A 24,355-nucleotide genomic window follows, 5' to 3' on the forward strand; every position below is an offset into this window, starting at 1 on the left:
GAATTATCCGAGTTTAGGACTCCTTAAATCTGGTAGGTTTTTGATGAGGTGAAGGATATATTGGTGGTTTCACGTGGATGCTCAGGAATATCCACGCGAAACTTAAGTGAAATTATTGCCGGGTTATTTCTGAATGCGATCGACGCGCACCACCGGCGGGGTGGATTTTTTATCCAGACTGCCGTTAATGCTGATCATATTATCCGGTTTAACCGTTCTGCCATCAAAAACAGACTGTGGAATAATAGTATCTATTTTTCCGGTTTTATCGCGGAAGACATATTTATCTCCGGAACCATCAATTAAATTACCGCGTAATGAAATGGTGGCCCCGTCGTGCATTTCTTTTGCCTGCTCGACGGTCATTATTCTGGCGTCTTCGGTACCCCGATAACCTTCATCCAGCGCATGCGGTGGAGGCGGAGCGGTGTCTTTTTTCAGTCCGCCATTATCATCGGCCCAGGCCGTTGGGATTAACAGACAACAAAACAGCGGCGCAACGGATAATTTCATACTGCCTCCTGAGTGAGTAGTGGCTTGACAGATTAAGTCTGGTTGCTATTTTTACCTTTGCAAACAAGAACTGTCTTAAAGAGAATTATGACTAAAAATCATAATGTTAATTAACGAGGCGGTAGGGCGAAATATGGCGAATGGACATGGCAATCCCGATAAATTGCCCGGGGTAGATGAGAGCCGCTTCGCTATTGCGCTGGAGTCCGCCTTCCGCCGTTGTGGTCTTGTTTTTCTGCTCCTCATCATTGCCGCCGCGCTGTCGGGCGTATTTTCGGTGGGCTATTTCAGCCACGCCAGTCAATCCACTGAAAATAAGACAGTTAAAATAGACTATCAACGCTTCGGGCGGCTGCAAAATCAACTGCAATTAAAAATCACGGTGGCCCGCGAGCCTGGAGAAAATACCACTCTGGTGCTTGGTGGTGAATATATGGACAGCTTTGAAACCAGCGCTATCTGGCCGCAGCCGGATAATATGTACAGCCAGGGGCAGAAATTAATATTGGTTTATCATCCCGCTGGGCAAAAAGGGGATTTTTCGGTATGGATTTATACTGCGCCGGACCAGCCCGGAAAAGCCGTGACCACTCTGCACGTCAATAACGCGCCGGAAATGTCGTTCTGGCAGTTTATCTATCCTTAGGAGGATACGATGGATATGATCTTTCGCGCCGTCGCTGTCTATCTGATCCTGCTGGTGGTTTTTAAAATTGCCGGGCGGCGGGCGCTGTTACAAATGACCAGCTTTGACCTGATCCTGCTGCTGATTATTAGCGAGGCCACCCAGCAGGCGCTGCTGGGGAATGATTTCTCGATAACCGGCGCGATGCTGACCATCGTGACGCTGGTGGTGGTGGATATGCTGTTTGGCTATCTGAAGAAATACTCCTCCCGGGCCGAATCGTTACTCGATGGCTCGCCGGTTATTCTGGTGGCCCACGGCAAACCGCAGGAGGAGAAGTTAAAGCAGGTTAACGTCTCCTGCGACGACGTGATGGTCTCCGCCCGGCAAAATCACGGCATCTATCAGCTGGCGAAAATTAAATACGCGATCCTTGAATGCAATGGTCATATTTCTATTATTCCGGAAGAGAGTGAATCATGACAGCCAATATCTGGAACGAGGCCAAAACCGCCGCCGAGCTGACCAGGCAGGTGGCGTATGTGTTAAGTGAACTGGGGTGGCGACTGACCACCGCCGAGTCCTGCACCGGCGGCAAGCTGGCGTCGGCCCTGTGTGCCGAGGAGGACACCGCCGACTTCTATGGCGTGGGGTTAGTCACCTTCACCGATGAGGCCAAACAGAAGGTGCTGGGGGTGAAGCCAGAAACCTTAGAGAAATACAGCGCCGTCAGCGAGCAGACGGTGTGCGAGATGGCTCAGGGGGCACTGCGCGTCGCCGAGGTGGATATTGCCGTCGCCATTAGTGGCTACGCCGGGCCGGACGGCGGGGATGACGGCACGCCCGCGGGCACGGTGTGGTTTGCGTGGAGCTTTCACGGGGAAGTGCGCGCCGCGGTGCAGCACTTTACCGGTGAGTGCGATGACGTGATTGAAAAAGCGGTGCGCTATGCCCTGACAGAGGTCATCAGGCGCATACCGCAGTGGAAAAAGCAGCTGCATTAGCGAGGGGATCAGTGATAGCCCTCCGTGTCGGTGACCTTGCCGCGAAACACGTAGTAGCTCCAGGCGGTGTAGACCAGGATCACCGGGATAATCAGCAGGGTGCCGACCAGCATAAACAGCTGGCTGGACGGCGGAGCGGCTGCATCCCACAGGGAGATAGCCGGCGGGATAATGTTCGGCCACAGGCTGATGCCCAGCCCGCTGAACCCGAGGAAGATCAGCCCCAAGGTCAGAATAAACGGCAGGGCGTGGCTGTTGGCGTTACGGGTAAGACGCCAGATCCAGGCGCTGAACACCAGCACCAGCAGCGGCACCGGCAGGAAGTAAAAGAAGTTAGGCAGCGAGAACCAGCGCTCGGCGACATACTGCCAACCCAGCGGCGTCCACAGGCTGACCACCGCAATCACCGCCATCAGCGCCAGCAGCACATGGCGGGTGAGGGTGCGCATGTGGGTTTGCAGGCGGCCTTCGCTTTTCATAATCAGCCAGGTGGTGGCGAGCAGGGTGTAGGCCACCATCAGCCCCAGGCCGCAGAACAGATTGAACGGCGTCAGCCAGTCGAGCGCGCCCCCGGCGAAGCGGCGGTTCGCCACCTCAAAACCGTTAATCATCGCCCCGACCACGATCCCCTGGCTGAAGGTCGCCAGCAGCGATCCCCCGGCAAAGGCGTAATCCCAGAAGGCCCGATGCGACGGGGTGGCTTTAAAACGAAACTCGAACGCCACGCCGCGAAAGATCAGGCCAATCAGCATCGCCGTCAGCGGGATGGTAAGGGCGTCGACGATCACCGCATAGGCCAGCGGGAACGCACCAAACAGCCCGGCGCCCCCCAGCACCAGCCAGGTTTCATTCCCGTCCCACACCGGGGCCACGCTGTTGACCATCACGTCCCGCGCCTGCGGATCGCGCTCAAAGTAGAACAGCATGCCGATACCCAAATCGAAGCCATCCATGATGATGTACATCAGGGTGGAGAAAACGATGATCGCAAACCAGATAACCGAGATATCGACGCCCATTAGCGTTTCTCCTCTTCCACAACGGGTTCAGCAGCCGAGAGCGGGCGCGCGGGCCGACCGTCGGTTTGGGAGGTGAGGCTGACGGTCGGCTGCGGCCCCTTTTTAATCAGCCGGATCAGGTAGACGTAGCCAACGCCAAATACCGAGCAGTAGACGACGAAAAACGCCAGCAGGCTGATGCTCATCTGCAGGGTGCTGTGCAGCGATACCGCGTCGATGGTGCGCAGGTAGCCGTACACCACCCACGGCTGACGGCCCACCTCAGTGGTGACCCAACCGGCGAGGATCGCCACCAGACCGGCTGGCCCCATGCCCAGGACGAACCAGTGGAACGGGCGGGAGTGATAAAGGCGGCGACAATGGCGCAGCCACAGGCCGACGGCCCCCATCAGGATCATCAGCAGCCCCAGGCCGACCATCAGGCGGAACGACCAGAAGACAATCAGCGAATTGGGGCGCTGATCTTTCGGAAACTCTTTCAGGGCCGGAACCTGTTTGTCCAGGCTGTGGGTGAGGATCAGGCTGCCGAGGGCCGGGATTTCCAGGCCGTACTTGGTGCGCTCTTCGTCCATATCCGGCACGCCAAACAGCAGCAGCGGGGTGGCTTCCCCGGGGCGGTTCTCCCAGTGGCCTTCGATGGCGGCTATTTTCGCGGGCTGATGTTCCAGCGTATTCAGGCCGTGCATATCCCCGACCAGGGCCTGGATCGGGGCCACCAGCAGCGCCATCCATAGCGCCATCGAGAACATTTTGCGGATCGCCGGGGTGTCGTTGCCGCGCAGCAGATGCCACGCGCCGGACGCGCCGACAAACAGGGCGCTGCTGAGGAACGCAGCGATGGACATGTGGATCAGGCGGTAGGGGAAGGATGGATTAAAGATAATGGCGAACCAGTCCTCGGGGATCACCTGGCCGTCCTGGATACTGAAGCCCTGCGGGGTGTGCATCCAGCTGTTCGAGGCGAGGATCCAGAAGGTGGACATCAGCGTGCCGAGCGCCACCATGCAGGTGGCAAAGAAGTGCAGGCCGGGCCCAACCTTGTTCCAGCCAAACAGCATCACGCCGAGGAAACCCGCTTCGAGGAAGAAGGCGGTTAAGACTTCGTAGGTGAGCAGCGGGCCGGTAATGCTCCCGGCAAACTGGGAAAAGCCGCTCCAGTTGGTGCCAAACTGATAGGCCATCACCAGTCCGGAGACCACCCCCATGCCGAAGTTGACGGCGAAGATTTTCAGCCAGAAGTGATACAGCGAGCGCCAGACGTCGTTTTTGGTGCGAAGCCACATGCCTTCCAGCACCACCAGATAGCTGGCAAGGCCGATGGTGATAGCCGGGAAGATGATATGGAACGAGACGGTGAAGGCGAACTGAAGCCTGGCCAGATGAAACGCATCGAGTTCGAACATCGCCTCTTCCCCTATTCGCAAAAATGCCCCGCGGCTGCGGGGCTCAGAGGGTTCAATCGTCAGTTTTTGGCTTTCACGCCCGGGGCATTCGCGCGCAGCAGGAACTGCTCGGTGGTGTCAGGAAGGTGCTCAAGAAGCCAGTCTGCCATCCGCTGCTCCTCAGCAAGGATGTTTTCAAGGGCCGGTACGGACGCGGTATCCCCCGCCTGTTTTGCGGCGGCGACCAGCGAGGTATAACAGGCTATTTCGAAATTCTCGAAAACGTAGCCGCTAATCGCACCTTTAACGATCTCGTCCGAGGGGAACATGCCGCCGAAGGATTGCCCAAAGGCCACCATTTTACTCATGGAGTCTTTTATGACCGAGCGGGAAATATTATTGCGATCGAGGATCTCTTCCAGCACGGTTATCTGATGTCGGGTTTCGGTCAGATGTTGTTCAATGCGGGTACGTAACGCCGGATAATTATCGATACGGCTGGACATGGATTCGAGCATGGATTCCGCTTGCTTTTCCATCGCGTGGGCATCGCGTAGCCAGTCATGATAGTGTTCTACGTGAGTCATACTCTGTTCCTCGCTGCGGTTAATTCAGGCTTTGTTTTCCGCTTTCTGATTAATATTGCCGACAGCCAAATCGGTCAGCTTAAGATCGGTGGATTTTTCTTCTTCCAGCGTGGCGTTTAATAATTTTACCGCCTGGGTATAGCCTAATTGTTGTGCGAGGGTGGCCAGAGTGCCGTAGCTGGCTATTTCATAGTGTTCGACTTTCTGCGCGGCGGCGATCAGGGCGGCGTCACGGACTTCATTTTTGTCGGTGCTTTCAATCACTTCATTGGCTTCTTCGATTAAGCCTTCCATTGCCACACATTTCATACGTTTCAGTTTGACGTTGGGGGTTTTCTCGACGAGCTGATCGATACGCTCAATCTGGCCGTGGGTTTCTTCCAGGTGCGCTTTAAACGCAGCGCTCAGTTCGGGGCTGAATGCTTCACGAGAAAGTTTAGCCAGACCGCGGGTCAGTTGTTTTTCCGCGCTGTAGGTATCTGATAGCAGATGAATAAAAACATCTTCAATCGATTTCATATTCATATAACTTTCTCCAGTGACGTAAAAATTCTGCGAGTCCACGGACCCGCAGAGTATTGGTCAATTATAAAAGCCGGTATTAATAATGAGATGAGTTAGGATTTGTCAGATTTATTCCCACCGCCATGGCTTTGCTGACCACCTTTTTTACCTGCTTCAGAAGCGCGCTGCGGATCATTCTTGAAATTGCCGCTGCCTTGTTGACCACCTTTTTTGCCAGTGTCAGAGGCTTTATCACGGTTTTCGCGTTGGTCTGCCATTTTATCAATCCTCTTTGTTGCCATTATGGTATGGAGATCTGTTTATTCATCTCCGTTGTCGTTCAGATTTAAATTTAGTCATTATTATTGAAGAGTCAAACGAGGTAACTTCAATAATTTTTTTCATGAAGTGTCATTCCTGATAAATAGCGCTTCGCTTGTCCTTGAATAAATATCGTGCAAGATGATGTATTCAAACAACCTTCATGCACTGTTCGGGAAACGATTATTCATCGCCTCGGTGAAGCGCTGCGCGCCAGGCGTGACGGGGTTCTTTACGTAAATTTACGATCTTGTTCCAACGGCCTTAGCGTATAAATAATAAAAAAACGTGGGATTAATCTTAATTGGTTTTAATATTATTCTTGAAACGATGCAGTAACGGCTGAAATAAATTCGCAAGCGGCTTCGTTTATTTTGCATGGTCAATAAATGCGAGCAGGCTGTGAAGCTTCTGGCAGATCACCGCAGAGGAGGAGAAATAACCTCATAAAGTATGATGGCGTAATGGATGAGATGCGCAATACTGAGTCGATTCTTATCCTCCCGTAAGCGACGGTGCGCCAGATGACTGAGACGATCTCCGGGATTTTGACCCATACACCCGTCTGGGTGTATGTCCTTTTGGTGTTCCTGATCAGCAGAGGTATCAAGGCGCGTAAGCCTGCCACCGTCGCACTGGAAAAGCTGGCCATCATCCCGGCCATTTTTCTGATCTGGGATCTCTACGATATGGTGATGTACCGCGAGCAGAGCGTCGCCACCTGGTCCCTGTGGCTGGTGGGGTTACTCAGCGGTGCAGCGATGGGGTACGTGCTGATCAAACGCGCGGCGGTGACCCGCGCCCCAGCCCCCCGAAGCATTCACCGCCCGGCAGACTACTCCGCGCTGCCTTTTATGATGCTGACCTTTGCAGTGAAGTACGTGCTGGGGGTTATGACCGCCATGTCGCCCGAGCTGCTGCAGCGACCCGGGGTGAGCGCCTGCGTGATTATCGTCGGCGGGGTGTTCGCTGGGGTATTTGTGGGGAAATTTGTGCGCTATGTGGGGGTCTATATGTCGGCTGAGGTAATGCCAGGCTGATGGGTGGGCAGGGTATCGACAATCAGATAGGCTCCCGGATGCTGGGGAATGGGATCGTATTATTGTGTTAGCAGTGAACGCCATAGCTTTCACCTCTGGCAATAAGCTGACGCCAGTTATAATAAAAAATAATTGCCGGTAAATTCTTGCGATATATACGCGGGTGATTGATTTTATATTTCCCTGTCTCGCAGAAAAATTAATATAAGATATTATGCGCTTAGCTAAATTCTACCGTTAATATGCGCGTTAACGTTATTCTTGCCCCCTTTAACGGACATTCAGCCATCCAGGTGTTTAAGCGTGTAAAATAAAAAACATAAACGTTGCTAAAATAATTTCCCTGTGTCTTAATGGCTTCCTCGGTTTGGAACACAGACCTTATGAAAGCAGTTTTAGTAAAGCAGTCCTCAGTTCAGGTGTTATCCACAGATACCCTTCTTCATGAGCCTCCTCCTAAGTGCCAAATAAGCTACTCTAATACAGGCCATTATCGCCACACTGCGTGGCTCATCAAGTAAGGAAGTCTCTATGTCTAACAAAATGACTGGTTTAGTAAAATGGTTTAACGCAGATAAAGGTTTTGGCTTTATCACTCCTGACGACGGCAGCAAAGATGTATTCGTACATTTCTCGGCTATCCAGAGCGACAGCTTTAAAACGCTTGAAGAAGGCCAGAAAGTCTCCTTCACCATTGAAAATGGTGCTAAAGGCCCAGCAGCGGGTAACGTTACTCCGCTGTAAGCCGTGCTCATTATCAGCAACGTTTACAACAGCGATGACGGCAATGACCCGAGCAGCTAAGCTCCGCTGATAAGAAAATAAACCCGCCCAGTGCGGGTTTTTTATTGCCCTGCGTTTACCTCCCTGGAGTCACTCCTGCAGGTGACCGCCCGGCGGAAAACAGCCAGGCATATTTTGGCTGCAACACAAACCCGGAGCTGATATACTGTATATAAATACAGTGAAAGGGGCGCATTATGGCTGTTGAAACAAAATTTGTTGTCGTAAGAAAAGGTGAAGAGAAAATGACATTTGCCAGTAAGAAAGAGGCTGACGCATACGACAAACTGCTCGACATGGCAGAAGCGTTCACCGACTGGCTGTTGCAAAGCGGAATGCAGATGGATGAAACGCAGGCTGAAGATCTTGGGCTGCATCTCGCCGAGCAGAAAGAGGCCGTGCTGCATATTCTGCGTACCAGCAAGCTCCCGGATATCCATGCCGCAACGGCAACAGATAAAACAGAGTCTGATGCGGCTGGCAGTAAAAAAATCAGAGCAGTTAACGCTGCCTGATTGCCAGCACACATCATCACTGATGCAGGCATCCATTATTCATTTAAGAATGACTCAACCGCGCGGGAGAACCGTTCAGGCTGATCAAGCATGATAAAGTGAAAACTGTCATCGATCCGCGTGAAATGGATATTGGGTGCAGAGGCATAGGCTTGACGGTACATCGCATCCACGCTGGCTGCTGGTATCCCGAATAAGGCGTCATACGCGTACAGGATCTCAATCGGCGCTTTAATGCGGCCAAGCTCGGGACGCAAATCGGTAATCATCAATTCATACACTGCATCCGCAACGGTTTTGCGATCGGAATTGATCCCCGCAGCCACCAGAGCAGGCCTCACAGCCTCGGTCTTCGCTAAACGGGCTATGGATGAATTCTGAAACGCTACGATTTGCTCCGGCGACTGCGCCAGGAGCCAATCCCGCGTAGCAGTGGCATGCCGGGCTGCCGTTTCGCTGGTCGCCGCAGGGTCAATCATCAACGTATAGAACGGCAAAGCATCGACGATCATCAGCCGACCGACCAGTTCGGGATGACGGGCTCCCAGCATCAAAGCAATTTCCCCTCCAAGAGAATGGCCAACGATCGCCGGGGCGTTGATGTGCTGGGTGCGGATGTATTCAGCGATGGCGTCAACGGCCGGCGCGAGGACCTTACCTTCGGGGTTGGAAATGGCAGGTGTACTCGCAAAGCCCGCAAGTTCTACAAGATGAATGCGGTGGCTGCTACGTAAACCTGATGCTAAATCGGCCCAAACGTCGCGAGACGACGCCAGTCCTGCAATCAATATCACATCCGTTCCTGAGCCTTGCGTCTGGACAGAGATACGCTGCGGGTTCTGATGTTCTGAAGGTATGGACGGAGACGGCGCTGCGGACGCCGGGACGAAGGCTGACATCACTAAAAGAGCGCCTCCGATCATGGCACGGATAATTGCGGTAGACATGAGATCTCCCTGTTTAAAGATAGCGTTGCATCGACCTGTTGAACTCACCGCTCATGGCCGACCCTGCGCTTGCATCAGTTCCCTTTGGTATCTCGTCATCTTTCCCGCAGCAGGCGCGGGAAAGATGACGAGATGCCTGACCGACGTTAAATTTGCGGCTTTGTCGCGTTCTGCTGATCCATGAACTTCATTCTGGCATTTTGCCAGGCAGGATCGATCAGCGTTAGCGTTGTGCTGGCAACTTTCAATGAGGCTGAATCAGGTTCACAGCCCATTCCTGTCCCAGGGATGGGGTTTTCACACCATACCGGGTACATATCAGTGGTTGAAACCGGGCCATATTTGGCGAGTGCGGCTTCCTTGATCGACGTTTCGTTGTCGCTCGTCCAGGGGATCTCATAGGAGATTAAGGCAGCAGCCATAGGGTTGCTCTTGTCATAAGGGATGCGAGGTTCAAAAGTCACCTGCATCCGCGTGCCTTTGTTTTCATAGACCAGATACATGATCTGTTGACTGCCTGTCACCTTGGTTGCTACCTGGTATGTCGCAGACTTAGTTGCTTCGATTTTATCTGCCGGGACGCCAAAATTTTTCTGCATTGCCGCACGGGCTTCTTCAATGCTCATCCCGGTTTTCACGCCGCCGACATCAAAGGATTTTACATCAACAGCGTGAACCGGTTTGGCGGCACTGGCGGGGGAGACAAGATAAGGCAACGCCATGATAATTGCCGGTGGCAATGCGAATAAATATTTGTTCATCTTCTTTCCTGTGGGGTTAATTGAGTGCGATTTCCATTATCAGCTTCAGCATGTGGTAACCCTGCCACAATATGAAACATTGTTAAATAATTTAACAATAACGCCTGATTGTATGAAAAAAATGATCCCAAATCCTTCTTTTGATTAAGATCTTCTAACACATGACAGGCCCGCTCTCCCCGAGCCTTCGACATACCTGTAGCGCTCAAGCACCTTCCCACCGGGCTATAGCCCCGTTTTTACCCCTGCTTCAATAAACCTTCAGGTCGCGCTAAACCCACCATAATTAGTAGGGGTAAACAACGACAGGAGACAATCATGAAGGAGTTAATAAAGGCAGATATCGACGCATTCAAAACGCACTTTCGGGGGGAGGTGATCCTTCCTGACGATGCGGGCTACGACGAGGTGCGCCAGATCTGGAATGCCATGATCGACCGCAAACCGGCGCTGATCGCCCGCTGCACTTCAACTGAGGATGTGGTCCAGGCCATCGCGTTTGGCCGCACGCAAAACCTGCTCATTTCGATTCGTGGGGGTGGGCACAACATCGCGGGCAATGCAGTATGCGACGAGGGGCTGATGATCGACCTCTCGCTGATGAAGGATGTGCAGGTGGACGTAGCCACAAAACGAGCCCACGTCGGGCCGGGCTGTACTCTGGGCGAGTTTGATGCGGCCGTGCAGACCTATGGCCTCGCCACGCCGCTTGGCATCAATTCGACCACCGGGGTAGCGGGCCTGACGCTCGGCGGCGGCTTTGGCTGGCTGAGTCGCAAGTACGGCATGACCATCGACAACCTGCTTTCGGCGGAGGTGGTCACGGCAGATGGCCGGCAGCTGCACGCCAGCGAAGAGGACAACGCGGACCTCTTCTGGGGGCTGCGGGGTGGGGGAGGCAATTTCGGGGTGATTACACGCTTCGAATTTCAGCTCCATCCGGTCGGGCCGGATGTGCTGTGCGGGCTGATCGTCTTTCCGTTTGATCAGGCAAAGCAGGTGATCACCCAGTTCGCCCGCTTCACCGAGACCATGCCGGAAGAGCTTAACGTCTGGATGGTCACCCGCAAGGCACCGCCGCTGCCTTTTCTGCCCGAGGATGCGCACGGGAAAGAGATGGTCGCGCTCGCGCTATGCTATGCGGGCAATCCAGAAGAGGGGGAGGCGCTTATCGCGCCGCTGCGCGGATTCGGCACGGCTCTCGGGGAGCATATCGGCGTGATGCCGTACCTCGCCTGGCAACAGGCGTTCGATCCGCTGTTGGTCAAAGGGGCGCGCAACTACTGGAAGTCGCACAACTTTGCCCAGCTCAGCGACGGCGTTATCGATGCCATTATCGAGTACGCAGGCAAACTGCCGTCGCCCCAGTGTGAAATCTTCATCGGGACGATTGGCGGCCAGACCACCCGCGTCGCACCCGAGGCGATGGCTTATTCAAGCCGGGATGCCTGCTACGTGATGAACGTGCACGGTCGCTGGGAGTCCGCCGACGAGGATGCGGATGGCATCGCCTGGGCGCGCGCGTTCTTTGCAAAATCACAGCCGTTTGCCAGCAGCGGCGCTTACATTAACTTTCTGACCCAGGAGGAGACCGACCGCATCGCCTTTGCCTACGGTGCGACCTGGACGCGACTCATACAGCTCAAGAATAAGTACGATCCGACAAACCTCTTCCGGATGAATCAAAACATCAAACCGGAGTGAGATCCGATAGTGCGCCCGACAACGGTTAATCCCCGTTATTCTGGCGCTGCTCCAGTGCCAGCGCGCTGGCACTGGCAGGATCAAAGAGCGACAGGCTCTCAATCTGATCCAGCATAATCACCTTGCGAAAGGCCATCGCGCTGCGGGGCTCGGAATCGAGCGTGATGTCATGCTCGGCGTACCATTTACTGTAATTATGCTCAATGCGCAGGTCCATCTTCTCCCCGTCACGATAGCCGCTAAGCATCGGGATCAGCACGATATTGGCGGTCTTATCGTATTCCAGGGTCGCGGTATGGATCATGCCGATATAGATCCGCCGCGACTTCAGCGTCACCAGCGCCAGCTCGCCTTCTTCCATGCACTGATACAGCAGCTGTTCAATACCGTTCGATTGCGACAGGCGCTTATACAGCTTTTTCCGGCCTTCACCGTCCAGCCTGGCGCTGCCCGCCCAGTTGGAACGATAGAGACAAAACAGGATCGCAAAGGCCAGCATCACCACTACCGGCGCCTGAATGCCGAGAAAGCTCCAGTTCATAAAATCAATTTGCCAGTCGGCGTAGGTCTGCGAAGTCAGGTGGAAGGTATTGGCGATGGCAGAGGCGGCAAGCAGCAACAGCCACATCAGCCCGGTGGCGATCACCCCCTGCAGGACGAAGATGCAACCGTACAGCGCGACCAGAAAATAGACGTCCCAGCCGAAGGAACGCTTAATCTTAAAACGGGTGGAGAGGTCGCGGCTGGTGTACCAGTACCCGCATACCATCAGCACCATAAATATCGCCGTGCCCATCTCAGGCCCTCTTCAGCGCATTAACATGACGCAGAAAATCCTGCCGCACCTCATGGCTTTTAAAGTTGACCGAGGCATTACCGTCCTGATCGATGATGATTCGATCGCCATCCTCCACGGCTTCAATGATTTCCTGATGGCTCATCACCTGTAACAAGGACTCGGGACTGGAGAAAACCGACATAAAAAAACGTCTCATTGCGTGGCATCCATAGAAAGAGAAAGGATAAGTCTGGATGATGTATGACGACGTTGCCTTAAGGTAATGCTGAAAACCCGCAACGCTATGCTATCTTCTTTTTTTTGCTTACTGCGTAATCTATGTCTGCTCATCAGCAATTCAGCTTCGACACCCGTCCTCTGGTGCCTTTCGCCCATGATTATCCGCATGGCGCAACGGAGCCGTGGCACAGCCATACCTGTGCCCAGCTGTTGCACACCCTGAGCGGGGTCGTGCGCGTTGAAACGGCGCAGGGAGTGTGGATTGTTCCGCCCGGCAGGGGCGTCTGGCTGCCTGCCGGGACGCAGCACCGTCTGCTGATCACCGGCCACGTGGCTGCCCGAACGCTGTTTATCGATCCCTTTGCCAGAGCGGATTTGCCGTCGGTATGTCAGGTGGTGCAAATCTCCACCCTGCTGCGCGAGCTGATCGTGGCTTCGCTTGCACTGCCGGAGAATTATCCTGCGGGCAGCCGGGCGGAGCGCATTTACGAGCTGATCCTCGACGAGATCAGGGGGATTAACGTCCTGCCATTTAATCTTCCGGAACCGCAGACCCCAGCGCTGCTGGCACTGTGCCGTCAGATCCAGGACCAGCCCGGTGAAAAATGGACCACCGCGCTGGCGGCCAGAGAATTAAACATCAGCGAGCGCACCCTGCTGCGCCACTTTCGCCAGCAGACCGGGCTGGTGTTCAGCGAATGGCTGCGCAGGGCGCGGTTGATGGAGGCGCTGAATCGCCTGGCGCAGGGGCAGTCGGTGCTCAGGGTGGCGCTGGACCTGGGCTACGACAGCCACAGCGCCTTCAGCGCCATGTTTCGCCGCACGTTGGGCGTGGCGCCGAGCGACTACTTTCAACCCGCGTCGCCATCAGGTAACGCGTTCAACAGTGCCTGAAGCGACGCGCGGGACACATCGTTATCAATGCCCGTTCCCCAGCGACTCACCCCCTGTTTAAAGCTGCAGCGGATGTAGGCCGCCGAGCGGCTTTCGCTGCACCTGCCGAGGGTATGCTCGTGATAATCCTCGATTGCCAGCCTCATCTTAAAGCGTGACGCGATCGCCGCCGCTGCGGCGGAAAGCAGACCGTTGCCTTTGCCCTGCAGAGTGACAATCCCTTCAGCGGTCTGAACGCGGGCCGACAGCTGCAGCTCGCCGTCCGCCTGGCTTTCGCTGCGGTAGTCCAGCAGCTGGCGCGGGGCGAGGGGATAGGGGCCATACAGCTCACGGTACAGCTGCCAGAGCGCACTCAGCGTCATCTCGTTGCCCTCGCGGTCGGTCTTTGCCTGCACGTGGCGGCTAAAATCCTGCTGCAGCGCCCGGGGCAGCACCAGACCATGATTTTGCTCGAGCATCCATGCCGCGCCGCTTTTACCGGACTGGCTGTTCACGCGGATCACCGCCTCGTAGCTACAGCCGATATCCTCAGGGTCAACCGGCAGATAGGGCATCTCCCACCGTGGTGAGTCCGCCTGTTCCCGGGCATGAAAGCCTTTCTTGATCGCATCCTGATGGGAACCCGAGAAGGCGGTAAACGCCAGCTTTCCGGCATACGGGTGGCGGGGATGCACCGGCAGCTGGTTGCACTGTTCCACCCGCTCTACCACCTGCTTCATATCGCTGAAATCGAGCTGTGGTGCGATCCCCTGGCTGTAGAGGTTCATTGCCAGCGTCACCAGGCAGACGTTGCCGGTGCGCTCCCCGTTGCCAAACAGACAACCTTCTACCCGATCGGCGCCGGCAAGCAGGGCCAGCTCGGCGCTGGCAACGCCACTGCCGCGATCGTTGTGGGGATGCACGCTGATGCAGACGTCATGACGGCGGGTAAAGTGCCGGCAGAAGTATTCAATCTGATCGGCATACACGTTGGGAGTGTTGACCTCAACGGTGGCGGGTAGGTTGATGATCATCGGCCGCGCAGCCGAGGGTTCCCAGACATCCGCCACCGCCTCACAGATTTGCAGGGCAAACTCCGGCTCGGTAAAGCAGAAGGTTTCCGGTGAGTACTCGTAACGCCATTGGGTGTTTGGGTTCGCTTCGCACAGGGCGCGGATTTGACGGGTGGCACTGACGGCCAGCTGAATAATGTCGTCCTGGCTCTGGCGAAACACCAGCCTGCGAAACAGCGGGGCGGTGGCGTTATACAGATGCACGGTGGCACTTTTTACCCCATCAAGCGCGGCAAAGGTGCGCTCGATCAGATCGCTGCGGGCCTGGGTCAGCACCTGAATGGTCACGTCATCCGGAATGCGCTGCTCTTCAATCAGCTGGCGCACAAACTGAAAGTCCGTCTCCGAGGCCGAGGGGAAAGCTACCTCGATCTCTTTAAAGCCGCATTTGAGCAGTTGCTCCCAGAAGCGGAGCTTGCGGGGGATATCCATTGGTTCGGCCAGCGCCTGGTTGCCATCGCGCAGGTCGGTCGACAGCCAGCGCGGCGCGTGGGTCAGGGTCTTATCCGGCCACTGACGATCGGGTAACTGAATGGGGGCGAAAGCCGCGTACTTTTGCGAGGGATTGGGCAACATGTCGGTTCTCCAGGATGTGTTGAGGTTTTATCCTGGCGAAGAATGCGGCCCGGTACTGGCGCAAAACTGACAACCTGTGGCGAGGATCCGCCACCTCGCAGGGCAAGATGAATTACGCGATGTCGGGATCGACCTGTTCATTCATCAGAATGTACCGGGCGTCTTTGCGCGCGTGTTGATCGATCAACGGCACCAGTCGTCTGAAGTGCTCGCTGGCGCAGTGCGCATCGAGGGCTGCCCGGTCCGGCCACTGTTCAATAAAAATAAAGTGCCCGGGATCTTTTTCATCCCGGTACAAATCATAGGCAATGCACAGCGGTTCTTTTTTCGTTGCCGCGACAAGTTCACGGTAGAGAGGGAGAACGGTGTCGACAGATTCGGGTTTGATAAAATCTTCGGCGATGACCTTTAGCATGTGGGTTCCTGAGTTAAAAATAGTGCTCCGGCGATTTGACCACATCATGGGTGATGGAGGTGGGCAGGGGGGAAATCCGTGCATCATCATGTCCAGACGGACGGTGCAACTATGCCGGGTTCAGAACCTCAACCACGGCAAACTCCTCGGCGACCAGCTCCATCTCCTCAGAGAAAAAGCCTGCCCGGGTGAAAAAAGCTTGATGCTCGTTTTGCCAGTATTGAAGGCTCAGGTCGCCTTCACCCTCTTTGTGGGCAAACTCTTCCGTCACGTCGCAAAAGCGGAGCAGGCGCATCGACACGATTCTGATGACGCATACCGGAACATTTTTCCCGTCGAGGATAATGTGATAGCTGCCAATTTGCGGGGAGGGGTCTTCTGCCTGAAATGCGGCAAGGGAACCGCAGGAGGCAGTTTTGATCCCTTTGATCACCAGAGCGGCGAGTTCGTCGGCCATCTCCGCGCTGTCGCCAAACCCCCATGCCTGGGCTCCGGGGTATTTGGCTTTTAAATTCTCAACGGCTTCCATCCTAAAATCCTTTCACAGCAGATAGTTGACGGATGAATGTAGCACGGATTATTGCCTCTGCGCGCTATTTGCGCGAGCAGCAGGCGATGTAGTTCAACTGGTGGCGGTTACGGCGAAAGAAGCGGAACATCCCGAGAAAACGGGTCCGGTTCTCGCGGGTGCGCAAGCCGTTAAACAGGATTTTTGCCGCGCGCGGCAAGCCCTCGTCGCGAATCAGCCCCGCCGGTGACATCAGGGACATCGATCCATTGTGGGTATCGACCGACTGGAAGTGGCTGGCGATAAACAGCGCTTTCCACGCATCCTGGGACATCGGGCTGACGTTGGATCGCACAATCTCTTCCAGCTGCGTCTGCCTGCCCGACGCCAGTCGTTCGCTGGTGAACATGATGTCGTGGGTCAAAAGGCGACCGCCGGGTTTGAGCACCCGATAATACTCGTCGATCAGCCGGGTTTTGGCCTTGTCCACGTACATGGTCAGCATCGCTTCGTTGATCACCACGTCGAAATGATCGTCGGCGAAGGGCAGTCTGGTGGCGTTGGCTTCCAGCACGTGGATTTTATTCTGCAGACCGGCGGCCGCGACGTTTTGCCGTGCCTGCTCCAGCGCGTTTTTATCCATATCGATGGCGTAGATCGTGCAGCCAAAACGCTGCGCCAGTTCGATAGAGGTGGTGCCCATATTGCAGGCGACCTCCAGCACGACGCTGTCCGGCGTCAGTTCCGACTGCCTGAACAGCCACTCGGTGGCATCAACGCCGCCGGGGCGCAAACGGGTTTTTCCCAGGCTGGCTAAGAAGGTGTGTCCGGCTTTGTCACTTGCGCTCATGGCGGCGTCTCCGATTTAAGTTGCATTATAAATGCAACTTATCATAAAGAAGGGCGAATGCGAATTATTTTCATCAGGATACGAAGGTTTGAAGGAGTAATAAAAGAACGGCTGTCTGTGGTATAACGTATTCACGTGCCTGATGGCATCCAGGGAGAGCTGGCATGAACAGTTACATCGTCTTTATTAAAGATAATGAATCGAAAGTTGTCGTGGAAGGGCTTGTCACGCGTGACCTGGTCAAGGAGTTGAAGGGGGAAGGTTTTACCCAATACCCCTACGCCATCGAAGCCTCTGATGAAGCAGAGGCAAGAAGGAAATTAAATACACAAGGCAAAGAACACTTAAATGCGTTGTCTGAGTATTCAGGTAATGTCTTTTTTTACTGTGCTATTTTGGTAGTGAGTTTACTAGTGGCTGCTGTTTTCACTTATTATTAAAAATAACGTCTTTCCTTTTTGAGATGCCCGTATCGTCTGCGGTCAGTGCTTACGCTGTCACCACCGTCACGCCTTTTTCTTCAATGCTGCTCAGCCAGTTTTCATCCGTGCCGCTATCCACCACCACCGTGTTGATTAAGCCGAGGTTGCCGATGACGAACGGGGAGGCGGCGTTGATCTTCTCCGGGGAGACCAGCACCACCGTTTCGGCCGCTCTGCCGGAAAATGCACGTTTGATGCATGCCTCTTCGTAATTACCGGTGGTTAACCCCGCCTCGGGATGAATACCGGTCACGCCCATAAAGAAAATATCGGCATGAATATTCCCGATACCTTCGACGGCCGCTGCGCCGACGGTCACAATCGAATGCTTGTACAGTCGTCCGCCAATTAAGATCACCTCGATGGCCGGATGGTCGGTAAGACCCAGCGCAATGCTCGGGCTGTGCGTCACCACGGTAATCTGCAGGTCGTCCGGCAGGCATTTAATCAGTTCTGAGGTGGTGGTCCCACCGTCAATCAGCACCACCTGGCCTGCAGAAATCAGCTCTGCGCCTTTGCGGGCAATCGTCTTTTTCGCATCAGTTTTTAAGGTCTTACGCTCAGCAAAGGTGGCGACGGCAGACGATGACGGCAGCGCGCCGCCGTGCACGCGCTGTAAACGCCCAGCGGCTGCCAGCTCGCGCAAATCCCGGCGGATGGTGTCCTCCGACACCTCAAACCGGACGCTCAGATCTTTCGACAGCACCTGCCCGTCGCGCGCGAGTTGTTCAAGAATGTATTGTTTGCGTTGGCTGGTAAGCATGGGGGGGCTCCGTTTTATTGCACGAGTGATCTTGAGTTTGCACGTAATTGCTGTTTATCATGCCGATTCTACGAACAAAGGAGTCAGTATGCCATCAAAACGTGCAGAAATACGCATCATCGACAGCACCATACTGTCCGATGACTGGTATTCACTTAAGAAATACACCTTTGAACTTCAGCGACAAAAGGGAGAGTGGCAGCGTCAAAGCCGTGAGGTTTACGATCGGGGCAACGGGGCCACCATTCTGCTGTATAACCGCGAGCGGAAAACGGTGATCCTCACCCGGCAGTTCCGTTTTCCGGTGTTTATGAATGGTCACGACGGCTATCTGATCGAAGCGGCAGCCGGTCTGCTCGACAACATGGACCCCGAAAGCCGCATCAAAGCGGAAGCCGAAGAAGAGACGGGCTTTCAGGTTTCCCATGTGGAGAAGGTTTTTGAAGCCTACATGAGTCCAGGCTCGGTGACCGAAAAGCTCTACTTTTACATCGCGGAATACGATGCAGGTGACAAGGTCAGCGCGGGCGGTGGCATAGAAGCAGAAGGCGAGGATATCGAAGTGCTGGAGATGCCGCTCGACGCCGCGCTTGCAGCCGTGGAAAGTGGCCTTATCGTGGATGGTAAAACCATCATGCTGCTGTATCACGTGGCGCTGAAGGGCATTTAAAGAGAGGGGATGTCGGCCTCCGCTGAAGCCGACATCGCTGAGATTATTTCTTCTTGTTCAGCATCGCCTGTAAATTGGCAAACGGGTTGTAGGTGGCTTCGCCGACATCTTTCTGCGCATCTTCACCCGCCACCACGGTGCTGCCGTACTGGTCCGCTTCGGTGTACTTTGAGTGCTCGTGGTCATGGCAAAACAGGCACAACAGCTCCCAGTTGCTGCCATCTTCCGGGTTATTGGTGTGATCGTGGTCGATATGGTGAACCGTCAGTTCGCGCAGGTTGGAATAGACAAATTCGCGCGAGCAGCGTCCGCAGACCCACGGATAGATTTTGAGGGCTTTCTCACGGTAGCCGCTTTCCAGCCGGGTGTAGTTTTTAGGGATCAGAGCCATGATGATGTTACCTGTTACAAAGCGATTATTTTACGTCAGTCCTTTCAATATATCTTATCCGGAAAAAAGATGCCCCTGACAAGTCAATGTGCTCTTTAGAGTTCGGTTACAAGTCTTTAAAAAGCACTTTTATTGGTGCTATTATAAAGGTGTCTACCCGGAGGAATATGATGCCCTACGAAATCCTGTCAAACATTGCAGCCAGTATCACTGACTTAAAAAAAGACCCAATGGGGACGGTTAAGTCAGGTGAGGGAGCGGCAATCGCCATTCTCAATCGCAACGAACCCGCGTTTTACTGTGTCCCGCCCTCTATGTACGCGTATCTGATGGAGCTGGTGGAAGATGCAGAACTCGGCCGACTGGTCGACGAACGTATGGCCGACCTGAGCCAGGCGGTGGAGGTCAATCTGGATGACTTATAAGCTCAAGTTTATCCCTGTCGCCAAAAAGGAGTGGGATAAGCTGGGGCACGTTGTCCGGGACCAGTTTAAGAAGAAGTTAGCCGAGCGCCTGGAAAACCCGCGTGTACCGGCCGACCAGCTCCATGGGCGTAAAGATCAGTACAAAATCAAGCTGCGCAAATTAGGCTACCGTCTGGTCTATCTGGTTGAAGACGACACGATCACGGTGTTTGTACTGGGCGTCGGTAAACGCAATAACAACGATGTGTACGACATCACCGCAAACCGAATTCTTTGATGATGATGAAGTCAGCCGCCTGTTCTCACCCGATCTTAAGATAGAAATCGAGGCGCTATTCGCGCTCTGATGGCTTTACGCCGGACTGCACCCATCGTCCGGCTGCGTATCCTATACTTCAAAAACTGCACATCGCGGGGTGATATCCTTTAAAGAGGAACAATCATAATTGCCAATGCTATCCGCTTGATTCTGACAAATATTCCGCTGGTCATGTTTATTCTCGCCTCCCTTATTCCCTTACTCAGTCATCGACAATCAGGTCGCTACGCCGAGCGTTATTTATCCTGGCTTCTGTTGCTCTCCATCGGGGTCGCGTCCCTGTGGGCGGGTCTTTACCATACGCTTTCGCCGCAAACCGCTGCGGCATTCATTGGTTGGCAAAGTAGCCCCTTCCAGTTCGAAATGGGCATGGCCGATATAGCGTTAGGCGTGGTAGCCATCGTCTCTTTCTGGCGAGGCCTGGAATTCAAATTCGCGGTGGTGCTGTGGGTGGTCATTGAATTTGCTGGCCTGGTGTACGGGCATTTCCACCAGCTTGCCACCACTGGCGATCATCAGGCAGGCAATGCCGGGATTTTACTCGGCCTGACGATTATCCATGTTGTTCTGCTCCCCCTGCTGTGGATCCTGGCCCGCAGGGCTGCGGGCCAACGGTATTAATCTGATTCATGGCTAAGCTGCGCCAGTGAAGGCGACACGCGCGTCAGCCACCAGAAAACCAGCGCCAGCAGGCTGACCGCCGCACCCAGCAGGCACACGCCGTGCCAGCCCAGATGGGCATAGGTGACGGTGGTGCCAATCGCCCCCAGCCCACTGCCGAGAGCATAAAACAGCATATACAGGCCGACCAGCCGACTGTGCGCTTCCGGCCGGGTACGGAATATCAGGCTCTGATTGGTGACGTGCAGCGCCTGGCCCCCCAGATCCAGCAGCACGATGCCGATCACCAGCGCCCACAGCGAGGTTTCCATTAGCGACAGCGGCCACCAGGCCAGCAGCAGCAGCGTCAGCGCCAGCGCGCTGGTGAGCTGGGCGTGGCCGCCATCGGCCCACTGCCCGGCACGCGCGGCGGCCAACGCGCCAACCACGCCAACCAGCCCGAAGGTGCCAATTAGAGTGTGCGAGAAGCTGTAAGGCGGGGCGCTCAGGGGCAGCGTCAACGCGCTCCAGAAAATATTAAAGGCGGCAAACATCAGCAGCGCCAGGGTGCCGCGCACCTGCAGCACCTTTTCCTCGCGCAGTAGCGTCAACATGGAGCCCAGCAGGCGCGAATAGCTCAGCCCGTGGGAGGCCGGGGGCAGGGCGGGCAACCGTCGCCACAGTGGGATCGCAACGAGCAGCATTAGCATCGCCGCACCGAAATAGACTCCGCGCCAGCCCGCCAGGTCGCTGATCCCCCCGGCAAAGACCCTCGCCAGCAGCAACCCGATAAAGACCCCGCTTTGCGCCGTACCCACCACGCGACCCTGTTCATGCGGGGCGGCGGCGCTGGCCGCATAGGCGATCAGCCCCTGGGTCATCGCCGTGCCGAGCAGGCCGACGGCGAGCATGCCCGCCAGCAGCGCCGGAGCGGACTGCGCCATCCCCACAGCGACCAGCGCGACCATTAGCCCCAGCAGCTGCAGTGCCATCAGGCGGCGGCGATCCACCCGGTCGCCCAGCGGCACCAGAAACAATAGCGCCAGCGCGCAGCCGGTCTGGGTGGCGGTGATCACCCCGCCCACCGCCGCATGGCTGATGGCGAAATCCCGCGCCAGGGCGTCCAGCAGCGGTTGGGCGTAATAGACATTGGCCACGCTCAGGCCGCTGGCGATGGCGAACAGCCACACCAGGCTGGGTGACATATTTTGTCCCGAGGGTGATGCAAGAGAGGCTTTCATGATGTCGGTGCCGTCCAATCTGGTTGCAAAAAGAAACTGATTGAATGCTAGGTCAGCTAGTTTTAAAATGCAACCAGACACTCGGCCTTTTTTCAGCAGGAGACGCCATGCCGCCCCGTAAACCCTTGAGCAATCAACCCTGTCCCGTGGCGCGAACCGTGGATCTGATTGGCGATCGCTGGTCGCTGCTGATCGTGCGCGATGCCTTTGACGGCATACGCCGGTTTGGTGATTTCCAGCGCAGTCTGGGAATGGCGAAAAACATCCTCACCGACAGGCTCAACACGCTGGTTGAGGCGGGGATCCTCATTCGACAGGACGCCTCGGACGGCACGGCGTATCAGGAATATGTCCTGACCCCGCAGGGTGAAAGTCTGTTTACGGTGGTGGTGGCGCTACGTCAGTGGGGCGAACAGCACCTGTTCGCACCCGGCGAGCGCCATTCGGTGCTGATCGACAAGCGCACCGGCAAAGCGGTGCCGCCGCTGGTGCTGCAGGTATTACCTGCCGCCACCGAAGTGCAGAAAGTTACCCCCGGTGAGTAACGTTTTTATTACCGCACTTTTGCAGAACATTCACCGGTGAAAGGCAATTGGATCACATACCTGAATGCTGCATAAACGGTTGTTATTCAGGGGCTGAATATGTTCAGGAGGGATATCGCCTTTAGCGCAGAGGGAATAGTATCTGCTCCTGGTTACTCCCTATAAAAAAGGCATATATGAAAAAGTTAATGATTGCAGTGGTTGCTGCCGTGGCCCTGTCGGGTTGTGCGCAACAGACCTTTAAAGTGAATAATGGCATTGTTGAAAAACCGACTCAGGAAACGCGCCACTCGTTCTTCGTGAACGGTATCGGTCAGTCCAAAACGATTGATGCAGCTCAGGTGTGCGGCGGTGCAGACAAAGTGGTGCGTACCGAAGTGCAGGAAGCCGGCACTGACGTTCTGTTCCGCATCATCACCCTGGGGATCTACACCCCGCGTGAAGCGCGCGTTTACTGCGCGAAATAAGCGTAATGGCAGGTATCGCACGATGCCTGCTTTGCTTTTTCAGAACGGGCTGGCATGGCGGGCGGTAATTTTCTCTCCGCTGACGGGATGCACAAAATGCAGCTCGCTGGCGTGCAGCATCAGCCGGGGCGTATCTTCGGTGCCGGGTGGCAGCAGGCCGCCGTACAGATCGCAGCCCAGAATAGGGTGGCCGAGCTGCTGGCAGTGAATGCGCAGCTGGTGGGTGCGCCCGGTCTCTGGGGTCAGTTCTACCCGCGTCAGCGGGCCTTCTTGTGCGCGATCCAGGCGCTCAATCACCCGATAGCGGGAGCGGGCCGGCTTGCCGGTAATCGCGCATATCGACATCAGCGGGAACAGGGCCGGATCTTTGGCAATGGCCGCGTCAATCACCCCTTCGTCCTTCTCCAGATGCCCGCACAGCAGGGCGCTGTACACCTTGCTCACCGTGCGCTGGCTGAACTGCTGGCATAGCGCGGCATTGATTGGCTTATTACGCGCAATCACCATCAGCCCGGAAGTGCCAAAATCCAGACGATGGACTAGCGTGCAGCCGGGGAAAATCTGCACCAGCCGATGGTGCACTGAATCGAGGTTTTGCGGATTTTTGCCCGACAGGCTGAGCAGCCCGGCGGGTTTGTTAATCAGCACCAGGTGCTCGTCCTGATACAGCGTCTCGATCTGCGCGTGGCACGGCGGGGCAATAAAATGATCAACAATCGTAGACATCAGGCAGCCCGCAGGAAGAGTGGACGCGGATAATACCCAATTTCCCGCCGACTGGCGAATCAGGCTGCCAGCCAGCGCTGACCCGCTGCTTTCATATTGCTCTCAAGCTCGCTGCCCCGGGTGGCGAAGACGCGCCCAAGCGGGAAGCCGCTCTGCTCCAGCAAATACGCCAGCGTGGCATATTCACGGGGATACTTCGCCACGACGTTCCGATCAATCTCCACCGGACCCAGCGGGAAGGTAAATGTCCCCATGTCGTACACGCTCTGACGACGAAACAGCTTCCAAACTCCGTCTCTTTTCTCGGCCAGATCATAAAAACGATTGTGGCATTCACAGCCGATATTCAGGGTGACGTTCTCGGCGATGATAATGGCGTTGGTTTCCAGGATCGCTTTGTCACCGCGGGCATTGAAAGTCACCGCAGGGGAGGCAATCAGGTGTTTGGTGCGCAGATCCGAGGCGCCCATCCGCATTGAGCCCTCGACAAAATCGCTCCCCAGTCCCTCGAACCAGGTGATTTCAATGGTGCCATCCGGGTGGAACAGGTCACGTAGCTGCGCCCATTCGCCCAGATCCCGGTGCATCCAGCCATTCATCAGGTCATTGAGTTGTTCACGGTCGTTAAGTTGAATCGTCATTTCGCGGTCTCCGGTGAGCTAACGAGATGCAGTGTGCGACGTAAAAAAGCTAAAATGAAATATATAG

The 24,355-nt window shown here is 55.3% G+C and carries 34 protein-coding genes; 15 read left to right on the forward strand and 19 right to left on the reverse strand.

The genetic code is table 11. The features are described from left to right. Window positions 1-123: 123 nt before the first annotated feature. Complete coding sequence (locus tag M8014_RS07830) at window positions 124-513, reverse strand: YdeI family stress tolerance OB fold protein (protein ID WP_271281959.1); 390 nt, start codon at window positions 511-513, stop codon at window positions 124-126. A 133-nt stretch (window positions 514-646) separates the two neighbouring features. On the opposite strand from M8014_RS07830, the gene M8014_RS07835 reads away from it, so the two are divergent. The 3 genes from M8014_RS07835 to M8014_RS07845 are packed head-to-tail and all read left to right on the forward strand — an operon-like array spanning window position 647 to window position 2,142. Next, window positions 647-1,159, forward strand: coding sequence for a hypothetical protein (locus M8014_RS07835; RefSeq protein ID WP_271281960.1), 513 nt, complete (start codon window positions 647-649; stop codon window positions 1,157-1,159). Between the two features lie 9 nt (window positions 1,160-1,168). Continuing rightward, window positions 1,169-1,621, forward strand: coding sequence for a DUF421 domain-containing protein (locus M8014_RS07840; RefSeq protein WP_271281961.1), 453 nt, complete (start codon window positions 1,169-1,171; stop codon window positions 1,619-1,621). Further along, a complete protein-coding gene (locus tag M8014_RS07845; protein WP_271281962.1) occupies window positions 1,618-2,142 on the forward strand; it encodes a 2-oxo-tetronate isomerase in 525 nt (174 codons plus the stop codon). Before M8014_RS07840 ends, M8014_RS07845 begins: the two co-directional genes overlap by 4 nt. A gap of 8 nt (window positions 2,143-2,150) precedes the next feature. On the opposite strand, the gene cydB is transcribed toward M8014_RS07845, so the two are convergent. The 5 genes from cydB to M8014_RS07870 all read right to left on the reverse strand — a co-directional run bounded on the left by cydB (window position 2,151) and on the right by M8014_RS07870 (window position 5,912). Beyond that, entirely contained in the window at window positions 2,151-3,161 is a 1,011-nt protein-coding gene (gene cydB / locus M8014_RS07850; RefSeq protein ID WP_271281963.1) for a cytochrome d ubiquinol oxidase subunit II, read from the reverse strand. Further along, entirely contained in the window at window positions 3,161-4,564 is a 1,404-nt protein-coding gene (locus M8014_RS07855) for a cytochrome ubiquinol oxidase subunit I (RefSeq protein ID WP_271281964.1), read from the reverse strand. Before M8014_RS07855 ends, cydB begins: the two co-directional genes overlap by 1 nt. A 59-nt stretch (window positions 4,565-4,623) precedes the next feature. Then, entirely contained in the window at window positions 4,624-5,130 is a 507-nt protein-coding gene (locus tag M8014_RS07860) for a ferritin-like domain-containing protein (protein ID WP_271281965.1), read from the reverse strand. A 24-nt stretch (window positions 5,131-5,154) separates the two neighbouring features. Then, a complete protein-coding gene (locus tag M8014_RS07865) occupies window positions 5,155-5,655 on the reverse strand; it encodes a YciE/YciF ferroxidase family protein (protein WP_271281966.1) in 501 nt (166 codons plus the stop codon). Between the two features lie 92 nt (window positions 5,656-5,747). After that, window positions 5,748-5,912 (reverse strand): con-10 family general stress protein, encoded by a 165-nt coding sequence (locus M8014_RS07870; protein WP_271267343.1) that lies wholly within the window; start codon window positions 5,910-5,912, stop codon window positions 5,748-5,750. 567 nt (window positions 5,913-6,479) lie between these two features. Between M8014_RS07870 and M8014_RS07875 the strand changes: the two genes are divergently transcribed. From M8014_RS07875 to M8014_RS07885, 3 genes are all read left to right on the forward strand, one after another. After that, the gene (locus tag M8014_RS07875) at window positions 6,480-6,995 is read left to right on the forward strand and encodes a DUF6622 family protein (RefSeq protein WP_271281967.1); all 516 of its coding nucleotides are present in this window, start codon (window positions 6,480-6,482) and stop codon (window positions 6,993-6,995) included. 531 nt (window positions 6,996-7,526) lie between these two features. After that, window positions 7,527-7,739 (forward strand): transcription antiterminator/RNA stability regulator CspE, encoded by a 213-nt coding sequence (gene cspE, locus M8014_RS07880; protein ID WP_271281968.1) that lies wholly within the window; start codon window positions 7,527-7,529, stop codon window positions 7,737-7,739. A 236-nt stretch (window positions 7,740-7,975) separates the two neighbouring features. Continuing rightward, window positions 7,976-8,293, forward strand: coding sequence for a YebG family protein (locus M8014_RS07885; protein ID WP_271281969.1), 318 nt, complete (start codon window positions 7,976-7,978; stop codon window positions 8,291-8,293). A gap of 35 nt (window positions 8,294-8,328) precedes the next feature. On the opposite strand, the gene M8014_RS07890 is transcribed toward M8014_RS07885, so the two are convergent. Continuing rightward, window positions 8,329-9,240, reverse strand: coding sequence for an alpha/beta fold hydrolase (locus tag M8014_RS07890; protein ID WP_271281970.1), 912 nt, complete (start codon window positions 9,238-9,240; stop codon window positions 8,329-8,331). A gap of 146 nt (window positions 9,241-9,386) precedes the next feature. Continuing rightward, complete coding sequence (locus tag M8014_RS07895) at window positions 9,387-10,001, reverse strand: hypothetical protein (RefSeq protein ID WP_271281971.1); 615 nt, start codon at window positions 9,999-10,001, stop codon at window positions 9,387-9,389. A 318-nt stretch (window positions 10,002-10,319) separates the two neighbouring features. Between M8014_RS07895 and M8014_RS07900 the strand changes: the two genes are divergently transcribed. Continuing rightward, the gene (locus M8014_RS07900) at window positions 10,320-11,705 is read left to right on the forward strand and encodes an FAD-binding oxidoreductase (protein WP_271281972.1); all 1,386 of its coding nucleotides are present in this window, start codon (window positions 10,320-10,322) and stop codon (window positions 11,703-11,705) included. 25 nt (window positions 11,706-11,730) lie between these two features. On the opposite strand, the gene M8014_RS07905 is transcribed toward M8014_RS07900, so the two are convergent. Further along, a complete protein-coding gene (locus M8014_RS07905; RefSeq protein ID WP_271281973.1) occupies window positions 11,731-12,501 on the reverse strand; it encodes a hypothetical protein in 771 nt (256 codons plus the stop codon). A 1-nt stretch (window position 12,502) separates the two neighbouring features. Next, the gene (locus tag M8014_RS07910; RefSeq protein WP_271281974.1) at window positions 12,503-12,700 is read right to left on the reverse strand and encodes a hypothetical protein; all 198 of its coding nucleotides are present in this window, start codon (window positions 12,698-12,700) and stop codon (window positions 12,503-12,505) included. A 122-nt stretch (window positions 12,701-12,822) separates the two neighbouring features. On the opposite strand from M8014_RS07910, the gene M8014_RS07915 reads away from it, so the two are divergent. Continuing rightward, complete coding sequence (locus M8014_RS07915; protein WP_271281975.1) at window positions 12,823-13,617, forward strand: AraC family transcriptional regulator; 795 nt, start codon at window positions 12,823-12,825, stop codon at window positions 13,615-13,617. Here the strand turns inward: M8014_RS07915 and leuA are convergent. The 4 genes from leuA to M8014_RS07935 all read right to left on the reverse strand — a co-directional run bounded on the left by leuA (window position 13,575) and on the right by M8014_RS07935 (window position 17,018). Next, window positions 13,575-15,245 (reverse strand): 2-isopropylmalate synthase, encoded by a 1,671-nt coding sequence (leuA, locus tag M8014_RS07920; RefSeq protein WP_271281976.1) that lies wholly within the window; start codon window positions 15,243-15,245, stop codon window positions 13,575-13,577. The genes M8014_RS07915 and leuA overlap by 43 nt on opposite strands. A 112-nt stretch (window positions 15,246-15,357) precedes the next feature. After that, on the reverse strand, window positions 15,358-15,660 hold the full coding sequence (locus tag M8014_RS07925; RefSeq protein ID WP_271281977.1) for a putative quinol monooxygenase: 303 nt from the start codon (window positions 15,658-15,660) through the stop codon (window positions 15,358-15,360). A gap of 109 nt (window positions 15,661-15,769) precedes the next feature. Further along, a complete protein-coding gene (locus tag M8014_RS07930; protein WP_271281978.1) occupies window positions 15,770-16,189 on the reverse strand; it encodes an ASCH domain-containing protein in 420 nt (139 codons plus the stop codon). A 64-nt stretch (window positions 16,190-16,253) separates the two neighbouring features. Then, window positions 16,254-17,018 (reverse strand): class I SAM-dependent methyltransferase, encoded by a 765-nt coding sequence (locus tag M8014_RS07935; RefSeq protein WP_271281979.1) that lies wholly within the window; start codon window positions 17,016-17,018, stop codon window positions 16,254-16,256. Window positions 17,019-17,182: 164 nt separating this feature from the next. On the opposite strand from M8014_RS07935, the gene M8014_RS07940 reads away from it, so the two are divergent. Further along, a complete protein-coding gene (locus M8014_RS07940; RefSeq protein ID WP_271281980.1) occupies window positions 17,183-17,458 on the forward strand; it encodes a hypothetical protein in 276 nt (91 codons plus the stop codon). 49 nt (window positions 17,459-17,507) lie between these two features. Here the strand turns inward: M8014_RS07940 and M8014_RS07945 are convergent, their stop codons facing one another. Next, the gene (locus M8014_RS07945) at window positions 17,508-18,263 is read right to left on the reverse strand and encodes a DeoR/GlpR family DNA-binding transcription regulator (protein ID WP_271281981.1); all 756 of its coding nucleotides are present in this window, start codon (window positions 18,261-18,263) and stop codon (window positions 17,508-17,510) included. Window positions 18,264-18,351: 88 nt separating this feature from the next. Between M8014_RS07945 and M8014_RS07950 the strand changes: the two genes are divergently transcribed. After that, window positions 18,352-18,933, forward strand: a complete 582-nt coding sequence (locus M8014_RS07950) for an NUDIX hydrolase (protein WP_271281982.1) — start codon at window positions 18,352-18,354, stop codon at window positions 18,931-18,933. Window positions 18,934-18,976: 43 nt separating this feature from the next. Here the strand turns inward: M8014_RS07950 and yajD are convergent, their stop codons facing one another. Further along, entirely contained in the window at window positions 18,977-19,324 is a 348-nt protein-coding gene (yajD, locus tag M8014_RS07955; protein ID WP_271267314.1) for an HNH nuclease YajD, read from the reverse strand. Between the two features lie 170 nt (window positions 19,325-19,494). Here yajD and M8014_RS07960 point away from each other — a divergent pair, with 170 nt between their 5' ends. From M8014_RS07960 to M8014_RS07970, 3 genes are all read left to right on the forward strand, one after another. Further along, a complete protein-coding gene (locus tag M8014_RS07960; protein WP_271282039.1) occupies window positions 19,495-19,749 on the forward strand; it encodes a type II toxin-antitoxin system Phd/YefM family antitoxin in 255 nt (84 codons plus the stop codon). After that, a complete protein-coding gene (locus M8014_RS07965) occupies window positions 19,739-20,026 on the forward strand; it encodes a type II toxin-antitoxin system RelE family toxin (protein WP_271281983.1) in 288 nt (95 codons plus the stop codon). Before M8014_RS07960 ends, M8014_RS07965 begins: the two co-directional genes overlap by 11 nt. 186 nt (window positions 20,027-20,212) lie before the next feature. After that, a complete protein-coding gene (locus M8014_RS07970) occupies window positions 20,213-20,689 on the forward strand; it encodes a DUF6790 family protein (protein ID WP_271281984.1) in 477 nt (158 codons plus the stop codon). Here the strand turns inward: M8014_RS07970 and M8014_RS07975 are convergent. Next, the gene (locus tag M8014_RS07975) at window positions 20,686-21,909 is read right to left on the reverse strand and encodes an MFS transporter (protein WP_271281985.1); all 1,224 of its coding nucleotides are present in this window, start codon (window positions 21,907-21,909) and stop codon (window positions 20,686-20,688) included. The two genes, M8014_RS07970 and M8014_RS07975, sit on opposite strands and share 4 nt — an antisense overlap. Before the next feature lie 107 nt (window positions 21,910-22,016). On the opposite strand from M8014_RS07975, the gene M8014_RS07980 reads away from it, so the two are divergent. Beyond that, on the forward strand, window positions 22,017-22,454 hold the full coding sequence (locus tag M8014_RS07980) for a winged helix-turn-helix transcriptional regulator (protein ID WP_271281986.1): 438 nt from the start codon (window positions 22,017-22,019) through the stop codon (window positions 22,452-22,454). Window positions 22,455-22,630: 176 nt separating this feature from the next. Continuing rightward, entirely contained in the window at window positions 22,631-22,921 is a 291-nt protein-coding gene (locus M8014_RS07985; RefSeq protein ID WP_271281987.1) for a Bor family protein, read from the forward strand. Between the two features lie 39 nt (window positions 22,922-22,960). On the opposite strand, the gene M8014_RS07990 is transcribed toward M8014_RS07985, so the two are convergent. Then, window positions 22,961-23,647 (reverse strand): RluA family pseudouridine synthase, encoded by a 687-nt coding sequence (locus tag M8014_RS07990; RefSeq protein WP_271281988.1) that lies wholly within the window; start codon window positions 23,645-23,647, stop codon window positions 22,961-22,963. Window positions 23,648-23,706: 59 nt separating this feature from the next. Then, window positions 23,707-24,288 carry a nuclear transport factor 2 family protein gene (locus M8014_RS07995; RefSeq protein ID WP_271281989.1) on the reverse strand — a complete coding sequence of 194 codons (582 nt, stop codon included), beginning with the start codon at window positions 24,286-24,288 and terminating at the stop codon, window positions 23,707-23,709. Window positions 24,289-24,355 lie beyond the last annotated feature (67 nt).

This window comes from Silvania hatchlandensis (assembly GCF_025564065.1).
In the GTDB taxonomy this organism is placed as follows: Bacteria; Pseudomonadota; Gammaproteobacteria; order Enterobacterales; family Enterobacteriaceae; genus Enterobacter; species Enterobacter hatchlandensis.

Coding starts and splice junctions, on each gene's coding strand:
- M8014_RS07830 (WP_271281959.1), bottom strand. CDS start 513: ATGAAATTATCCGTTGCGCCGCTGTTTTGTTGTCTGTTAATCCCAACG.
- M8014_RS07835 (WP_271281960.1), top strand. CDS start 647: ATGGCGAATGGACATGGCAATCCCGATAAATTGCCCGGGGTAGATGAG.
- M8014_RS07840 (WP_271281961.1), top strand. CDS start 1,169: ATGGATATGATCTTTCGCGCCGTCGCTGTCTATCTGATCCTGCTGGTG.
- M8014_RS07845 (WP_271281962.1), top strand. CDS start 1,618: ATGACAGCCAATATCTGGAACGAGGCCAAAACCGCCGCCGAGCTGACC.
- cydB (WP_271281963.1), bottom strand. CDS start 3,161: ATGGGCGTCGATATCTCGGTTATCTGGTTTGCGATCATCGTTTTCTCC.
- M8014_RS07855 (WP_271281964.1), bottom strand. CDS start 4,564: ATGTTCGAACTCGATGCGTTTCATCTGGCCAGGCTTCAGTTCGCCTTC.
- M8014_RS07860 (WP_271281965.1), bottom strand. CDS start 5,130: ATGACTCACGTAGAACACTATCATGACTGGCTACGCGATGCCCACGCG.
- M8014_RS07865 (WP_271281966.1), bottom strand. CDS start 5,655: ATGAATATGAAATCGATTGAAGATGTTTTTATTCATCTGCTATCAGAT.
- M8014_RS07870 (WP_271267343.1), bottom strand. CDS start 5,912: ATGGCAGACCAACGCGAAAACCGTGATAAAGCCTCTGACACTGGCAAA.
- M8014_RS07875 (WP_271281967.1), top strand. CDS start 6,480: ATGACTGAGACGATCTCCGGGATTTTGACCCATACACCCGTCTGGGTG.
- cspE (WP_271281968.1), top strand. CDS start 7,527: ATGTCTAACAAAATGACTGGTTTAGTAAAATGGTTTAACGCAGATAAA.
- M8014_RS07885 (WP_271281969.1), top strand. CDS start 7,976: ATGGCTGTTGAAACAAAATTTGTTGTCGTAAGAAAAGGTGAAGAGAAA.
- M8014_RS07890 (WP_271281970.1), bottom strand. CDS start 9,240: ATGTCTACCGCAATTATCCGTGCCATGATCGGAGGCGCTCTTTTAGTG.
- M8014_RS07895 (WP_271281971.1), bottom strand. CDS start 10,001: ATGAACAAATATTTATTCGCATTGCCACCGGCAATTATCATGGCGTTG.
- M8014_RS07900 (WP_271281972.1), top strand. CDS start 10,320: ATGAAGGAGTTAATAAAGGCAGATATCGACGCATTCAAAACGCACTTT.
- M8014_RS07905 (WP_271281973.1), bottom strand. CDS start 12,501: ATGGGCACGGCGATATTTATGGTGCTGATGGTATGCGGGTACTGGTAC.
- M8014_RS07910 (WP_271281974.1), bottom strand. CDS start 12,700: ATGAGACGTTTTTTTATGTCGGTTTTCTCCAGTCCCGAGTCCTTGTTA.
- M8014_RS07915 (WP_271281975.1), top strand. CDS start 12,823: ATGTCTGCTCATCAGCAATTCAGCTTCGACACCCGTCCTCTGGTGCCT.
- leuA (WP_271281976.1), bottom strand. CDS start 15,245: ATGTTGCCCAATCCCTCGCAAAAGTACGCGGCTTTCGCCCCCATTCAG.
- M8014_RS07925 (WP_271281977.1), bottom strand. CDS start 15,660: ATGCTAAAGGTCATCGCCGAAGATTTTATCAAACCCGAATCTGTCGAC.
- M8014_RS07930 (WP_271281978.1), bottom strand. CDS start 16,189: ATGGAAGCCGTTGAGAATTTAAAAGCCAAATACCCCGGAGCCCAGGCA.
- M8014_RS07935 (WP_271281979.1), bottom strand. CDS start 17,018: ATGAGCGCAAGTGACAAAGCCGGACACACCTTCTTAGCCAGCCTGGGA.
- M8014_RS07940 (WP_271281980.1), top strand. CDS start 17,183: ATGAACAGTTACATCGTCTTTATTAAAGATAATGAATCGAAAGTTGTC.
- M8014_RS07945 (WP_271281981.1), bottom strand. CDS start 18,263: ATGCTTACCAGCCAACGCAAACAATACATTCTTGAACAACTCGCGCGC.
- M8014_RS07950 (WP_271281982.1), top strand. CDS start 18,352: ATGCCATCAAAACGTGCAGAAATACGCATCATCGACAGCACCATACTG.
- yajD (WP_271267314.1), bottom strand. CDS start 19,324: ATGGCTCTGATCCCTAAAAACTACACCCGGCTGGAAAGCGGCTACCGT.
- M8014_RS07960 (WP_271282039.1), top strand. CDS start 19,495: ATGCCCTACGAAATCCTGTCAAACATTGCAGCCAGTATCACTGACTTA.
- M8014_RS07965 (WP_271281983.1), top strand. CDS start 19,739: ATGACTTATAAGCTCAAGTTTATCCCTGTCGCCAAAAAGGAGTGGGAT.
- M8014_RS07975 (WP_271281985.1), bottom strand. CDS start 21,909: ATGAAAGCCTCTCTTGCATCACCCTCGGGACAAAATATGTCACCCAGC.
- M8014_RS07980 (WP_271281986.1), top strand. CDS start 22,017: ATGCCGCCCCGTAAACCCTTGAGCAATCAACCCTGTCCCGTGGCGCGA.
- M8014_RS07985 (WP_271281987.1), top strand. CDS start 22,631: ATGAAAAAGTTAATGATTGCAGTGGTTGCTGCCGTGGCCCTGTCGGGT.
- M8014_RS07990 (WP_271281988.1), bottom strand. CDS start 23,647: ATGTCTACGATTGTTGATCATTTTATTGCCCCGCCGTGCCACGCGCAG.
- M8014_RS07995 (WP_271281989.1), bottom strand. CDS start 24,288: ATGACGATTCAACTTAACGACCGTGAACAACTCAATGACCTGATGAAT.